The following is a 12,584-nucleotide window of genomic DNA, read 5'->3' on the forward strand; positions in this document are numbered from 1 at the left end:
CGGGCCCCGACGACAAGTGCATCGGGGCTCTTGCGACGCGATGCTAGCAAACTGCGGCGACGAGGGCCCGTCCTCCCCGCGCCGCGAGATAGTGTCCGCGACGTGGACCCGATCCTGGTGATCAAGAACAGCGACGCCGGCAGCGCCGACGAGGAGACCCTGGACCGGGCCCTCGCGATCCTGCGCGAGCACGCGTCGGTGGAGGTCCAGACCACCTCGAACCCCGGCGAGCTGGACGGCGCGCTGACCCGGGCGGGCTCGCGGCGCATCGTCGTAGCCGGCGGGGACGGCAGCCTGCACGCGGTGGTCGCCGCGCTGCACCGGCGCAACGACCTGCACGACGCCGTGCTGGGCCTGCTGCCGCTCGGCACCGGCAACGACTTCGCGCGCGGCAACGACATCCCCCTCGACGTCGAGAAGGCCGCCCGGGTGATCGTGGAGGGCGAGGTGCGCCGGATGGACGTGCTGCTCGACGAGGTCGGCCAGGTGGTGGTCAACAACGTGCACGCCGGCGCGGGCGCCCAGGCCAGCCGCCGCGCGATCCGGTGGAAGGCCCGGCTCGGCACCATCGGCGTCGGCAAGGTCAACCTCGGCCGCCTCGGCTACCCGATCGGCGCGGCGCTGGCCGCGATCCGCCCCCCGTTCGTGCGGCTGCGCGTGGAGGTCGACGGTGCGCTGGTGTGCGACTGGGACCAGCCGGTGCTGATGGTGGCGGTCGGCAACAGCAGCCACGTCGGCGCCGGCACCGCGCTCAACCCCGACGCCGAGGCCGACGACGGCCGGATCGACGTCGTGGTGTCGCTGGCGACCGGCCCGCTGGCGCGGATCGGGTACGTCGTGGGCCTGATGCGCGGGCGGCACACCGAGCGCGACGACGTGCTGCACCTGCGCGGCTCGTCGGTCTCGATCAGCGGCGAGAGCTTCTGGTGCAGCGCCGACGGGGAGATCTACGGCCCGGAGCGCTCCCGCACCTGGCACGTCGAGCCGGCGGCGTACGCGATGACGATGCCGCGCGCCTGAGGCCGGCCGGCGCCCACGCGGTAGCGTGGCGGGTCGAGTCCCACCCCCGCACGCACAGGAGAACGCAGCGCCATGGCCCGAGGCAACAAGACCGGCGACCCCGTCGACTGGGTGACCCGGGCCGCCGATGACGCCATCCGGCACGCCCGCGAGAACGGCGGTGAGGACCGCGTCATCACCTGCGCCTCCGGCGCCAGCCCGTCGGGCCCGATCCACCTGGGCAACCTGCGCGAGTTCCTCACCACGCACTTCGTGACCGAGGAGATCCGGCGCCGCGGCATCGAGGTGCGTCACCTGCACAGCTGGGACGACTTCGACCGGTTCCGCAAGGTGCCGGCCGGGGTGCCCGAGTCGTGGGCCGAGCACATCGGTCGGCCGCTCTCCGCCGTACCGGACCCGTGGGAGTGCCACGCCTCGTGGGCCGAGCACTTCAAGGCCCCGCTGCGCGCCGCGCTCGCCGAGCTCGGCGTGGAGATGGTGGAGATCGACCAGACCGAGCAGTACCGCTCCGGCGCCTACACCGAGCAGGTGCTCCACGCGCTGCGCCACCGCGACACCATCGAGGAGGTGCTGGCCAAGCACCGCACCAAGAAGGCCGAGCCGGTCGCCGAGAGCGACCAGGAGGCCGAGGCGCTGGCCGACTCCGTCGCCGACGACGCCGACGAGGAGACCGGCCCCGCCGGCTCGCTGGCGCGCTTCCCCTACAAGCCGTTCTGCCGCGAGTGCGGCCGCGACACCGTCGAGGTCACCTCCTACGACGACGAGACCACCGACCTGGGCTACACCTGCACCTCCTGCGGGTTCACCGGCGTCACCAACGTCGCGACCCAGCACGAGGGCAAGCTGGTCTGGAAGGTCGACTGGCCGATGCGCTGGGCCTTCGAGGGCGTCGACTTCGAGCCCGGCGGGCTCGACCACTCCACCCCCGGGTCGTCGTACACCGTCGGCAAGGAGCTGGTGAAGCGGATCTTCGACCACCGCGCGCCCTCCTACGCCGCCTACGCCTTCGTCGGCTTCGCCGGCCTGCAGAAGATGTCCTCCTCCAAGGGCGGCGTGCCGACCGCGGCCGACGCGCTGCGGATCCTGGAGGCGCCGATCCTGCGCTGGCTCTACGTGCGCCGCCAGCCCAAGCAGGCCTTCAACGTCGACTTCGGCGCCGAGGTGGTGCGCCTCTACGACGAGTGGGACGCGCTGGCCCGCAAGGCCGCCGACCCCGAGCGCCGCGACGCCCAGACGCTCGCCTACTCCCGCGCGGTGGCGACCACCACCGCCGGCACCCTGCCCGCGCCGGCGACGCCGGTGTCCTTCCGGCTGCTCTCCTCGGTCGCCGACGTGACCGCGGGCAGCGCCGAGCAGATCAGCCGCATCGTCAACGAGGTCGGCCACAGCCACGCCAGCGTCGCCGACCTCGAGCCGCGGCTGTCCAAGGCGATGACCTGGACCGCGGACTTCGTGCCGGCCGAGGACCGCACCACGGTGCGCACCGAGCCCGACACCGCCCGCCTCGCCGCGCTCTCGGTCGAGGAACAGCGCTGGATCACCGAGCTGCTGGACCGGCTGCCGGACTCCCCCGACAGCGACGAGGTCACGGCGCTGATCTACGGCGTGCCCAAGCTCGCGCGCGGCCTGGGCCTCGACGACGCCCCGACGGATGAGGTGAAGGCGGACCAGAAGGCGTTCTTCCGACTGCTCTACAACCTCCTGGTCGACGCCGACCGCGGCCCGCGACTGCCCACGCTGTTCCAGGCGCTGGGCTCCGAGCGGGTCCGCACCCTGCTCACCCCCGCGTGACCTGCTCCTGACCCGCTAGACGAGGTACGCCGCGGGCAGCGCCACCACCGTCACCAGCGCGGTGGCGCCCGCGGCGAGCCGGACCAGCGGGCGCCCGGTGCGCCGCAGCGCCCGCGGGTCCACCGAGCAGCCCAGCGCGAACATCGCGGCGGCCAGGGCGGCCGACTGCACGGCCCCGGCGGCGTCGAGCACGCCCGCGGGGACGTCGAGCACCGAGCGGACCACGGCCAGGGCGATGAACGCCAGCACGAAGGCCGGCACCAGCGGCGGCCGGCGTCCGGTTGCGAGCGCCTCGCGGCGCGAGTGCCAGGAGACGACCGCGAGCACCGGGGCGAGCATCAGCACCCGGGCCAGCTTGACCACGACGGCGACCTTGAGGGCCGCGCCGCCCAGCAGCCCGCCCGCGACCACCACCTGGCCGACCTCGTGGACCGCGGCGCCGGACCAGGCGCCCGCCGCCTCCTCCCCGAGGCCGAGCAGGCCGCCCAGGGCGGGCACGGCCAGCATCGCAATGCTGCCGAAGACCACGACCAGGGAGACCGCGCGGGCGACGTCCTCCTCCCGGCTGCGGCGCACGCCCTCGACAGCGGCCACCGCGGCGGCTCCGCAAATCGAGAACCCGCACGCGACCAGCAGCCCCTGGTCGCGGGGGACGCCGATGACGCGGGCCAGGGCCAGGGTGCCGAGGATGCCGACCACGACCACGGCGACCACCACGAGCAGCAGCCCCCAGCCCAGGTCGAGCACGTCGCCGAGCACCAGCTCCAGGCCGAGCAGCGCCACCCCGACGCGCAGCACGTGGCGCGACACGAGGGCCAGGCCCGGGCGCACCCGGTCGCGGACCAGACCGGCGGCGCCGAGGGCGAAGCCGAGGACGATCGCGACCAGGGTGGTGCCGAGGTAGGGCACCAGGGCGTGCACGAGCAGCGCGGCGGCACCGCCGACGGCGGCGAGGACGAGTCCGGGGAGGCGGTTCACGAGCACGCTTCCACGATCGCGCCGGGCCGGCCTCCGCGGTAGCCGTCAATCGACTAGCGACTCATGCGCTATTGATATGAGCAGGACTCCAGTCATATCGTGAGGACATGAGCAGACCGGACCTCGTGGCGTTCGACCTGCTGGTCCGGGTGGCCGAGACCGGGTCCCTCGGCGCTGCCGCCCGCGCCCTGGGGATGGCGCAGCCGAACGCGAGCCGGGCGGTGCAGCGCCTCGAGCGCCAGCTCGGTCTCGACCTCGTGGTGCGCTCCCCGGGCGGGTCCCGGCTGACCACCGAGGGCGAGGTGGTGGTGACCTGGGCCCGTGAGGCCCTGGAGGCGGTGGACCGGGTGGTGCTCGGCGCCCGGTCGCTGGCCGCCGAGCGCGCAGCGCACCTGACCGTGGCTGCCAGCCTCACCATCGCCGAGCACCTCGCGCCGGCGTGGTTGGCCCGCTTCGGGACCCTGCGCCCGGACCTGCACGTCAGCCTGCGGGTGGGGAACTCCGTGGAGGTCCTGGCCCTGCTGCGTGCAGGGACGGTCCCGCTGGGCTTCGTGGAGTCCCCCGGCGTACCGACCGGGGTGGGGTCGAGCGTGGTGGCCGCCGACTCGCTGGTGGTGGTCGTGGGCCCCATGCACCCGTGGGCGCGACGGCGTACGCCGGTGGGCCCGGCCGAGCTCGCGGGCGCCGAGCTGGTGCTGCGCGAGGAGGGCTCGGGCACCCGCGACACCCTCGCCCGGGCGCTGGCCGACGCCGGCGTGGCGCTCGGCGAGGCCCGTCTGGAGCTGGCCAGCACCGCGGCGGTGAAGGCCGCGGCGGCGGCCGGTGGCGCGGCGGCGGTGCTCAGCGAGCTGGCCGTGGCCGCCGAGGTGGCGACCGGACGGCTCGTGGTGGTCGAGGTCGAGGGCCTGGAGCTGCGCCGGCAGCTGCGCGCGGTCTGGTTGCGCGAGCGGCGCCCCGACGGCGCCGCCGCCGAGCTGGTGCGGGTGGCGCGCGCCGTGGGGCGCCCGGGCTGAGGCTGTCCTGCCGGGGCGCCGGTCAGCCGGCGAGCAGTGCCTCGTAGGCCTCGGGGCTGGACTCGCGCAGGAACGTCGAGCAGCGCTCCCACTCGTCGGTCTCGCCGATCGCGCGGGCGGCCAGCGCGAGCGCGGCCAGGCAGCGCAGGAAGCCGCGGTTGGGCAGGTGCTCCCACGGCACCGGGCCGTGGCCCTTCCAGCCGTTGCGGCGCAGCATGTCGAGGCTGCGGTGGTAGCCGACGCGGGCGTAGGCGTAGAGCGTCACCTCGTCGGCGCCCTGCTCCCGCGCCTCGTCGGCCAGCGCGGCCCAGGCGAACGGCGAGGACGGCAGCGCCCGCACCACCGCGGCGGGGCTCTGCCCGGCCTCGAGGAGCGCCACGGCGGGGTCCTCCGGCAGGCGGGTGGCGGGCGGCTGGGCCATCAGGTCGAGGGGACTCATGGCGCCATTGTGGCGCGCGGCCCGCAATCCCCTGTAACGCGGGGTTATCGTCGCTCCACACGCGGTATACCGCTGCGGAAGCGTCCACAGTCCGTGGGAAGTCGGCCTCGGGGCGGCGCGGGGGGCCAGTACGCCGCCGGCGGGCGGATCGGCGGCGAGGTGCGCGGGAGCCTCAGGCGGAACGAGGCTCCACGACGCCGGGCCGCGCGCGCATCGGCCAGGCGGGCAGCCGTGGCGCGCAGGTGCGGGGCGAGCGCCACGCCGTACCGGCGCTGGCTGACCGCGATCTCCCCGGCGAGGCGGACCAGTGCGCGCTCGCGGGCGCGGCCCCACAGGTCCTCCCAGATCAGCCGGGAGACGCCGAGGCCCTCGGCGGCGACCGCGCGCTCGCGGCGTTTCTCCTCCCACACGACCGAGACCCAGCTCGAGCACGAGCACGTGTGAGGCTCTCCGCCGGCCCCTCGGCACCGGGGTCGGCGGCCTCGGCGGCCGCGCGCGCTCGGGTGACGTGCGGCCAACAGCGCATCAGCTTCAATTCGGCGGCGAGATCTCCGCTGCTCACTCCTCGGCGCAGCACCGCGTCGCAGGCACAGACCCCCGCGGCGAACCCATGCTCCCGGGCCAGGTCGAGGGCGGTGCGAGCCAGCGCCGTCACCCGCATCCCGTCCAGCTCTACCTCGGGCGAGGGAAGTGGCCGGGCGAGGTGGTGCTTCACGCCGTGCTCGGTGCGCGACCCGAAGACGCCCGGACGCACCAGGTGGGTGAGCGGGCGGACCGGCGCCAGCAGCGGCAGCCGGTGGGCGCGCGCCGCGGAGTCGGTGCTCATCAGGTGCTCGACCCCGGTGGTCAGGTCCACGGCCCTGTCGCGGAGCCGCCAGCGGTCCTCTTCGGTCGCCGCCTCCCACTGCTCGGTGGTCACGTAGACCCCGCGGCGTACGACCGTCCACGGCCCGTGGACCGCGACCCGGCTGCGTAGCTCGCGCTCGGAGTAGTCCGCCGCCACCGCCTGGTGGCGCAGGACCAGGCCGGACTGGCGACGGGCGTGGGCGGCGAGCTCGGGGCGCATGCCCGCACCGTCATACGCCGCGCTCCCCCGCGCCCCCGTCGTACGCCGTGGCTGGGGATCAGTCTGCGGCCGGCTGTGAGCGCCTCGCGGCCCGTCCCGGAAACGGGGCGGCGAGGCCCGAAAACAGCTGTAACGCGGGGTTATCGTCGCTGCACACGCCGTATGCGGCGGGTGCAGCGTCAATAACCCCGCGTTACAAGCGGCGGGGGTGAGACCAGCTCAGCCGATCGAGCGGCCCGCGGAGCGCAGGTTCTGGCAGGCCTCGACGATGCGGGCGGCCATGCCGGCCTCGGCGGCCTTGCCCCAGGCGCGGGGGTCGTAGAGCTTCTTGTTGCCGACCTCGCCGTCGATCTTCAGCACGCCGTCGTAGTTCGAGAACATGTGGGCGGCGACCGGGCGGGTGAAGGCGTACTGGGTGTCGGTGTCGATGTTCATCTTCACGACGCCGTAGTCGACCGCGTCGGAGATCTCCTGGGCGGTGGAGCCGGAGCCGCCGTGGAAGACCAGGTCGAAGGGCTTGGCGTCCTCGGCGAGGCTGAGCTCGGCGGCGACCGCGGCCTGGGCGGCCTTGAGGATCTCCGGGCGCAGCTTGACGTTGCCGGGCTTGTAGACGCCGTGCACGTTGCCGAAGGTCAGGGCCGTCATGTAGCGGCCCTTCTCGCCGACGCCGAGCGCACGCGCGGTGGCCAGCGCGTCCTCGGGGGTGGTGTAGAGCTTCTCGTCGATCGCGCCGACGATGCCGTCCTCCTCGCCACCCACGACGCCGATCTCGATCTCGAGGATGATGTTGGCCGCGGCGCACTTGGCGAGCAGCTCCTCGGCGATGATGAGGTTCTCCTCCATCGGCACGGCCGAGCCGTCCCACATGTGCGACTGGAAGAGCGGGTTCTCACCGCGCGCGACGCGCTCGGCGGAGAGCTCGATCAGCGGGCGCACGAAGCCGTCCAACTTGTCCTTGGGGCAGTGGTCGGTGTGCAGCGCGATGTTGACCGGGTAGTTCTTCGCGACCTCGGCGGCGTACGCCGCGAAGGCGGCCGAGCCGGTGACCATGTTCTTGATCGACGGGCCGGACAGGTAGTCCGCGCCACCGGTCGAGATCTGGATGATGCCGTCGGAGCCGGCGTCGGCGAAGCCCTGCAGGGCGGCGTTGAGGGTCTGCGACGAGGTCACGTTGATCGCCGGGAAGGCGAAGGCGCCAGCCTTCGCGGCGTCCAGCATCTCGGCGTACTTCTCGGGGCTGGCGATGGGCATCTGAGGATCTCCTCGCAAAAAGCTGATCGGTGAAACGGATGTCGCGCGTCGCCCCGAGCCTAGTGCGTGCCCGACCCGAGGTCTGCCGGGTCCCGCCGAGCGGTGCGCAGGTGGTTCCCGGATTCCCCGACCGGCACCCGGCGAGGGCCCTAGTGTGGCCTGGCTCGCGTCGCCTGGACGCGCCCTCGCCAGTCTCGGAGAATCCTGTGACCTCTCGCGTCCCCGTCCTGCGACGCCTCGCCGCGCTCGCCCCGGCCCTGCTCATCGCCGGGCTGTTGACCCAGCCCGCCAGTGCCGCCACGGCCGCCGAGGAGGACCGTCCCGTCGTCGGGGAGTGCCGCACCCTCACCGTCGCGGAGGCCGCCGCAGCGAGCAGCACCTCGGCACCGGTGGACTGCTCGCAGCGCCACAACGCGCGCACCATCAAGGTCGGCACGCTGCCGGACGCCCTGGACTGGGACGACGACCTCGTGAAGCTGGGGGCCGCTGTCGCACGGCGGTGCGACCCCGCACACGACCGGGCGCTCGGGCGCACCCACCGGGTGCGGGCCGGGGCGGCGTACCGCTGGGTCTGGTTCATCCCCACCAAGACCCAGCGCGAGGCCGGGGCGCGGTGGTACCGCTGCGACCTCGTCCTGTCCGGCGGCACGACGTACCTGCCGCTGCCGACCACGGCCTCCCCGGCGCTCCCGAAGGGCCGACTGCCCGACTCGATCGCCAGCTGCACGACCGCGCGCGGCGTCCTCACGACCTGCGCCCGCACGCACGCCTGGCGGGTCACCGGCACGTTCGTGCACCGGGCACGCACGATCCCGAGCGACAAGAAGCTGCGCATCGCGGCCATCAGGAGGTGCCCGTCGCTGACCACCACCGACTCGTTCTCCTACGCCCGGCCCTCCGCCCTCGACTGGAAGCTCGGCAACCGCGTGATCACCTGCTCCAGCAAGACCCGCCGGTAGTCGGCGGGGGGCTGGGTGCCTCAGCCGCGCCAGGCCTCGTCGCCGGAGAGGTCGGCGTGCTGGCGCACCCAGCCGTGCATCGCGATCGCGGCGGCGGCGGAGGCGTTGATGGAGCGGGTGGAGCCGAACTGCGCGATGGAGAACGTCGCGTCGCAGCGCGCGCGGGCCGCCTCGGAGAGCCCCGGTCCCTCCTGGCCGAACAGGAAGCAGACCCGGCGCGGCATCTCCATGGTCTCCAGGTGCAGCGAGCCCGGCAGGTTGTCGATGCCGAGCAGCGGCACCGGGCCGCCGTCGAGGTCCGCGAGGTAGTCGGCGAGGTCCTCGACGCTCGGGTGGTGGCGCACGTGCTGGTAGCGGTCGGTCACCATCGCCCCGCGGCGGTTCCACCGGCGGTTGCCGACGATGTGCACCTCCCGGGCCAGGAAGGCGTTGGCCGAGCGCACGATGGTGCCGATGTTGAAGTCGTGCTGCCAGTTCTCGATCGCGACGTGGAAGTCGTGGCGCCGGGTGTCGAGGTCGGCGCGGATCGCCTCGAGCGACCAGTAGCGGTAGCGGTCCACCACGTTGCGCCGGTCGCCTTCGGCCAGCAGCTGCTCGTCGTACACCTCGCTGCCGGGACCGGACGGCCACGGGCCGGGCCACGGCCCCACCCCGACCTCGGCCGGACCGTGGGGCATCGGGTCGTACGGCGCGCGCCGCTCGGGGTCCTCGCGGTGCTCCTCCACCGGCGCATCGTACGGGTCGGCCAACCGCCGCCTGCACCCGCGATACTGGTCGGTGCCAGGGGGTGGTGGCGGTTAGGCTGAAGGCGTGAGCGCGCTCCTGGCAGGTATGGCGCTGCCCCACCCGCTCCTGTTCGGTATCGACTACCTCGATCCGCAGTGGCTGCTGGCGCAGTTCGGAGCGGCGCTGTTCTGGATCAGCCTGCTGATCATCTTCGTCGAGTGCGGGCTGTTCTTCCCGTTCCTGCCCGGCGACAGCCTGCTGTTCGCCCTCGGCATCTTCATCGCCACCGGTCAGATCGACCTGTTCCCGGGCAGCCGGCTGGTCGAGCTGGTGATCGCGGTGACCGTGATGACGATCGCGGCCTGGCTGGGCAACGTGTGCGGCTATGAGATCGGGCGCCGGGTCGGGCCACGCCTGCGCCAACGCGAGGGCCGGGTGCTGAAGCAGAAGTACTTCGACCAGACCGAGGTGTTCTTCGAGCGCCACGGCAACAAGGCGCTGGTCATCGGCCGCTTCGTGGCGTTCGTGCGCACCTACATCACCGTCGTCGCCGGCATCACCTTGATGCCGCGCCGCCGCTTCTACGTCTGGAGCGCCGTCGGCGGCATCGCCTGGGTCGTGCTGGTCACCGGCCTGGGCTACTTCCTGGGCCACGCGGTGCCGTGGCTGGAGCACAACATCGACCTGATCTTCTTGATCATCCTGGCCTTCACCGCGGTCCCGATCGCCTTCGAGTGGTGGCGCCGCCGGCGCACCGACTCGGTCGGGGCGGCCGACAACGACCACGACGGCCGCCCGGACCGCGACATCAGCGGCATCACCGTCCCGCCGCGAGGCCGGCGCAAGTGAGCCCGCTCAGGACTCGGCTCAGGAGTCCGCTCAGGACTGCGCGCGTGAGGACCGGTTGCGGCGCACCCGCTGCACCAGCCACCAGCAGACCCCGAGCACGACTGCGACGATGACGACCTTCTGGAAGGTCCCGGCGACGCCCTCGACGCGGTGCCACTGCTCGCCCAGCCAGTAGCCGGCGAGGACGAAGGTGATGTTCCAGATCGTGCTGCCGGCGGTGGTGAGCAGCAGGAACTGCCCGAACGGCATGCGCTCGACGCCCGCCGGCACCGAGATCAGGCTGCGGAAGATCGGGACCATCCGGCCGAAGAAGACCGCCTTGCGCCCGTGCCGGGCGAACCACGCCTCGGTGCGCTCCAGGTCCTCGGTCTTGACCAGCGGCAGCCGCTCCCAGACCCAGTACATCCGGTCGCGGCCGAACACCGCGCCGAGGGCGTAGAGGGCGACCGCGCCGATCACCGAGCCGGCGATCGTCCACAGGATCACCTCGACGAGGCCGAAGGTGCCGCGGCTGGCGGTGAAGCCGGCCAGCGGCAGGATCACCTCGCTGGGCAGCGGCGGGAAGAGGTTCTCCAGCGCGATGGCCAGGCCGGCGCCGGGGGCGCCGAGCCTCTCCATCAGGTCGACGGCCCAGCCGGCGACGCCGCCCAGCTCCTCGCCGGTGTCGGCCGCCGCCAGCACGGCACGGTCGGTGAGGCTCAGGCTCATGCGCCGGCCCGCGCGGCGTCGAGCTCGGCCTTGGTCAGCACGGGGCGGACCTCGAGACCGACGTCGGCCAGCGGGTTGGTGTCGGCCGGGCTGCGGTCGATCGCGCAGACCACGACCTCCACGATCGCCCCCGCCGCGCGCAGCTCACGCGTGGCGTCGCGGACCGCGCCGCCGGTGGTGATCACGTCCTCGATGAGCGTGATCCGGCGACCGGCCACGTCCGGGCCCTCGGCGAGCTTGCAGGTGCCGTACTCCTTGGCCTTCTTGCGCACGAACAGCGTGCGGTGGCCGGTGAGGTAGCCGACCATCGTCGCGATCGGCACGCCTCCCAGCTCCAGGCCTCCGAGCAGCTCGGTGTCGGCGGGCAGCAGCTGCACCATCTCGCGCGCGACCCGCGAGAGCAGCGCGGGATCGGCCTCGAAGAGGTACTTGTCGAAGTACTCCGAGGAGACCTGGCCGGACCGGAGCGTGAAGCTCCCGGTCAGGCGGCAGGTGGCGTCGATGTCGGCAGCGAGGTCGGTATCGGCGGTCGTCACCCCGTCATTGTCGCGTACGCCGCGCAACGCCGGGCACGCCGTACGGTGGGGCGCATGCCCGACTCGCCGTCCCGCACCACCGCGACGCCCCGCCTGGCCCGCCGTCTGCACGGCATCGCACCGACGATCTTCACCCAGATGTCGGCGCTCGCGGCCCGCACCGGCTCGGTCAACCTCGGCCAGGGCTTCCCCGACGTCGACGGCCCGCCGAGCGTGATCGCGGAGGCCGTGGAGGCGCTGCGCACCGGGCACAACCAGTACGCCCCCGGCCCCGGGGTCCCGGCGCTGCGCGAGGCGGTCGCGCGCCACCAGCAGCGCCACTACGGCCTCGAGCTCGACCCGGAGACCGAGGTCGTGGTCACCACGGGGTGCACCGAGGCGATCGCCGCGGCCCTGCTCGGCCTGGTCGACCCCGGCGACGAGGTGATCGTGCTCGAGCCCTACTACGACTCCTACACCGCGATGATCCAGATGGCCGGCGGCGTACGCCGTCCGGTCACGCTGCGCGCCCCGGACTTCCGCCTGGACCCCGAGGAGCTGCGCGCCGCCGTCGGTCCGCGGACCCGGTTCGTGCTGCTCAACAGCCCGCACAACCCGACCGGCACGGTGCTGACCCGCGCCGAGCTGCAGGCCGTCGCCGACGTCGCGATCGCCCACGACCTGGTGGTGATCACCGACGAGGTCTACGAGCACCTGACCTTCGACGCCGAGCACGTGCCGCTGGCCACGCTGCCCGGCATGCGCGAGCGCACCCTGACCCTGTCCAGCGCCGGGAAGTCCTACTCCTTCACCGGCTGGAAGGTCGGCTGGGCCAGTGGGCCCGCCGAGCTGGTCGACGCCCTGCTGGCCGCCAAGCAGTGGCTGACGTTCACCTCCGGCTCCCCGCTGCAGCCGGCGGTCGCGCACGCGCTCGAGGAGGAGCCGGACTTCCCGCGCGCGCTGGCCGCCGACCTGCGCGGTCGCCGCGACCTGCTGTGCGCGGGCCTGGCGGACGCCGGGCTGCGGGTGCGCGTGCCCGAGGGCACCTACTTCGCGACCACCGACATCAGCGATCTCGGCTGGCGCGACGGGCTGGAGTTCTGCCACGCCCTGCCCGAGCGGGCCGGGGTGGTGGCGGTCCCCGAGCAGGTCTTCCACGACGACCAGGAGGCCGGGCGGCACCTGGTCCGCTGGGCGTTCTGCAAGGACCCCGAGGTCCTCACCGAGGGCGTACGCCGCCTGGGCGCGGCCGACCTGACCCGCTGAGAC

Annotated in this window: 13 protein-coding genes; 6 read left to right on the forward strand and 7 right to left on the reverse strand. The window is 73.5% G+C overall.

The genetic code is table 11. The features are described from left to right. Positions 1–102 precede the first annotated feature (102 nt). Both GFH29_RS18705 and lysS read left to right on the forward strand, forming a co-directional pair. Positions 103–1,020 (forward strand): diacylglycerol/lipid kinase family protein, encoded by a 918-nt coding sequence (locus tag GFH29_RS18705; protein WP_228387611.1) that lies wholly within the window; start codon positions 103–105, stop codon positions 1,018–1,020. Positions 1,021–1,092: 72 nt separating this feature from the next. Then, positions 1,093–2,811 (forward strand): lysine--tRNA ligase, encoded by a 1,719-nt coding sequence (gene lysS / locus GFH29_RS18710; protein ID WP_153325251.1) that lies wholly within the window; start codon positions 1,093–1,095, stop codon positions 2,809–2,811. Between the two features lie 15 nt (positions 2,812–2,826). Here lysS and GFH29_RS18715 read toward each other — a convergent pair whose 3' ends face one another. Further along, positions 2,827–3,795 carry a YeiH family protein gene (locus tag GFH29_RS18715; RefSeq protein ID WP_153325252.1) on the reverse strand — a complete coding sequence of 323 codons (969 nt, stop codon included), beginning with the start codon at positions 3,793–3,795 and terminating at the stop codon, positions 2,827–2,829. A 101-nt stretch (positions 3,796–3,896) separates the two neighbouring features. Between GFH29_RS18715 and GFH29_RS18720 the strand changes: the two genes are divergently transcribed. Further along, positions 3,897–4,802 (forward strand): LysR family transcriptional regulator, encoded by a 906-nt coding sequence (locus GFH29_RS18720; RefSeq protein ID WP_153325253.1) that lies wholly within the window; start codon positions 3,897–3,899, stop codon positions 4,800–4,802. 22 nt (positions 4,803–4,824) lie between these two features. On the opposite strand, the gene GFH29_RS18725 is transcribed toward GFH29_RS18720, so the two are convergent. The 3 genes from GFH29_RS18725 to fbaA all read right to left on the reverse strand — a co-directional run bounded on the left by GFH29_RS18725 (position 4,825) and on the right by fbaA (position 7,558). Next, entirely contained in the window at positions 4,825–5,241 is a 417-nt protein-coding gene (locus GFH29_RS18725; RefSeq protein WP_153325254.1) for a DUF3151 domain-containing protein, read from the reverse strand. A gap of 346 nt (positions 5,242–5,587) precedes the next feature. After that, positions 5,588–6,307 (reverse strand): hypothetical protein, encoded by a 720-nt coding sequence (locus GFH29_RS18730; RefSeq protein ID WP_153325255.1) that lies wholly within the window; start codon positions 6,305–6,307, stop codon positions 5,588–5,590. A gap of 219 nt (positions 6,308–6,526) precedes the next feature. Further along, positions 6,527–7,558 (reverse strand): class II fructose-bisphosphate aldolase, encoded by a 1,032-nt coding sequence (gene fbaA / locus GFH29_RS18735; RefSeq protein ID WP_153325256.1) that lies wholly within the window; start codon positions 7,556–7,558, stop codon positions 6,527–6,529. Positions 7,559–7,764: 206 nt separating this feature from the next. On the opposite strand from fbaA, the gene GFH29_RS18740 reads away from it, so the two are divergent. Next, positions 7,765–8,517 carry a septum formation family protein gene (locus GFH29_RS18740; RefSeq protein WP_194289063.1) on the forward strand — a complete coding sequence of 251 codons (753 nt, stop codon included), beginning with the start codon at positions 7,765–7,767 and terminating at the stop codon, positions 8,515–8,517. Between the two features lie 20 nt (positions 8,518–8,537). On the opposite strand, the gene GFH29_RS18745 is transcribed toward GFH29_RS18740, so the two are convergent. Beyond that, a complete protein-coding gene (locus GFH29_RS18745; protein ID WP_153325907.1) occupies positions 8,538–9,194 on the reverse strand; it encodes a TrmH family RNA methyltransferase in 657 nt (218 codons plus the stop codon). 133 nt (positions 9,195–9,327) lie between these two features. On the opposite strand from GFH29_RS18745, the gene GFH29_RS18750 reads away from it, so the two are divergent. Beyond that, positions 9,328–10,092: a DedA family protein gene (locus tag GFH29_RS18750; RefSeq protein ID WP_228387612.1), complete on the forward strand. Its 765-nt coding sequence runs from the start codon at positions 9,328–9,330 to the stop codon at positions 10,090–10,092. Between the two features lie 30 nt (positions 10,093–10,122). On the opposite strand, the gene GFH29_RS18755 is transcribed toward GFH29_RS18750, so the two are convergent. Both GFH29_RS18755 and pyrE read right to left on the reverse strand, forming a co-directional pair. Beyond that, a complete protein-coding gene (locus GFH29_RS18755) occupies positions 10,123–10,800 on the reverse strand; it encodes a DedA family protein (RefSeq protein WP_153325258.1) in 678 nt (225 codons plus the stop codon). Next, positions 10,797–11,336, reverse strand: a complete 540-nt coding sequence (gene pyrE, locus GFH29_RS18760) for an orotate phosphoribosyltransferase (RefSeq protein WP_228387613.1) — start codon at positions 11,334–11,336, stop codon at positions 10,797–10,799. Before pyrE ends, GFH29_RS18755 begins: the two co-directional genes overlap by 4 nt. Before the next feature lie 54 nt (positions 11,337–11,390). Here pyrE and GFH29_RS18765 point away from each other — a divergent pair, with 54 nt between their 5' ends. Continuing rightward, complete coding sequence (locus GFH29_RS18765; RefSeq protein ID WP_153325259.1) at positions 11,391–12,581, forward strand: pyridoxal phosphate-dependent aminotransferase; 1,191 nt, start codon at positions 11,391–11,393, stop codon at positions 12,579–12,581. The last annotated feature ends 3 nt before the right edge of the window (positions 12,582–12,584 follow it).

It is taken from the genome of Nocardioides sp. dk884, assembly GCF_009557055.1.
Taxonomy (GTDB): Bacteria; Actinomycetota; Actinomycetes; order Propionibacteriales; family Nocardioidaceae; genus Nocardioides.

Bases quoted from the DNA above. Each gene is read 5' to 3' on its own strand.
- lysS (WP_153325251.1), top strand. From the start codon at position 1,093: ATGGCCCGAGGCAACAAGACCGGCGACCCCGTCGACTGGGTGACCCGG.
- GFH29_RS18720 (WP_153325253.1), top strand. From the start codon at position 3,897: ATGAGCAGACCGGACCTCGTGGCGTTCGACCTGCTGGTCCGGGTGGCC.
- GFH29_RS18725 (WP_153325254.1), bottom strand. From the start codon at position 5,241: ATGAGTCCCCTCGACCTGATGGCCCAGCCGCCCGCCACCCGCCTGCCG.
- GFH29_RS18730 (WP_153325255.1), bottom strand. From the start codon at position 6,307: ATGCGCCCCGAGCTCGCCGCCCACGCCCGTCGCCAGTCCGGCCTGGTC.
- fbaA (WP_153325256.1), bottom strand. From the start codon at position 7,558: ATGCCCATCGCCAGCCCCGAGAAGTACGCCGAGATGCTGGACGCCGCG.
- GFH29_RS18745 (WP_153325907.1), bottom strand. From the start codon at position 9,194: ATGCCCCACGGTCCGGCCGAGGTCGGGGTGGGGCCGTGGCCCGGCCCG.
- GFH29_RS18755 (WP_153325258.1), bottom strand. From the start codon at position 10,800: ATGAGCCTGAGCCTCACCGACCGTGCCGTGCTGGCGGCGGCCGACACC.
- GFH29_RS18765 (WP_153325259.1), top strand. From the start codon at position 11,391: ATGCCCGACTCGCCGTCCCGCACCACCGCGACGCCCCGCCTGGCCCGC.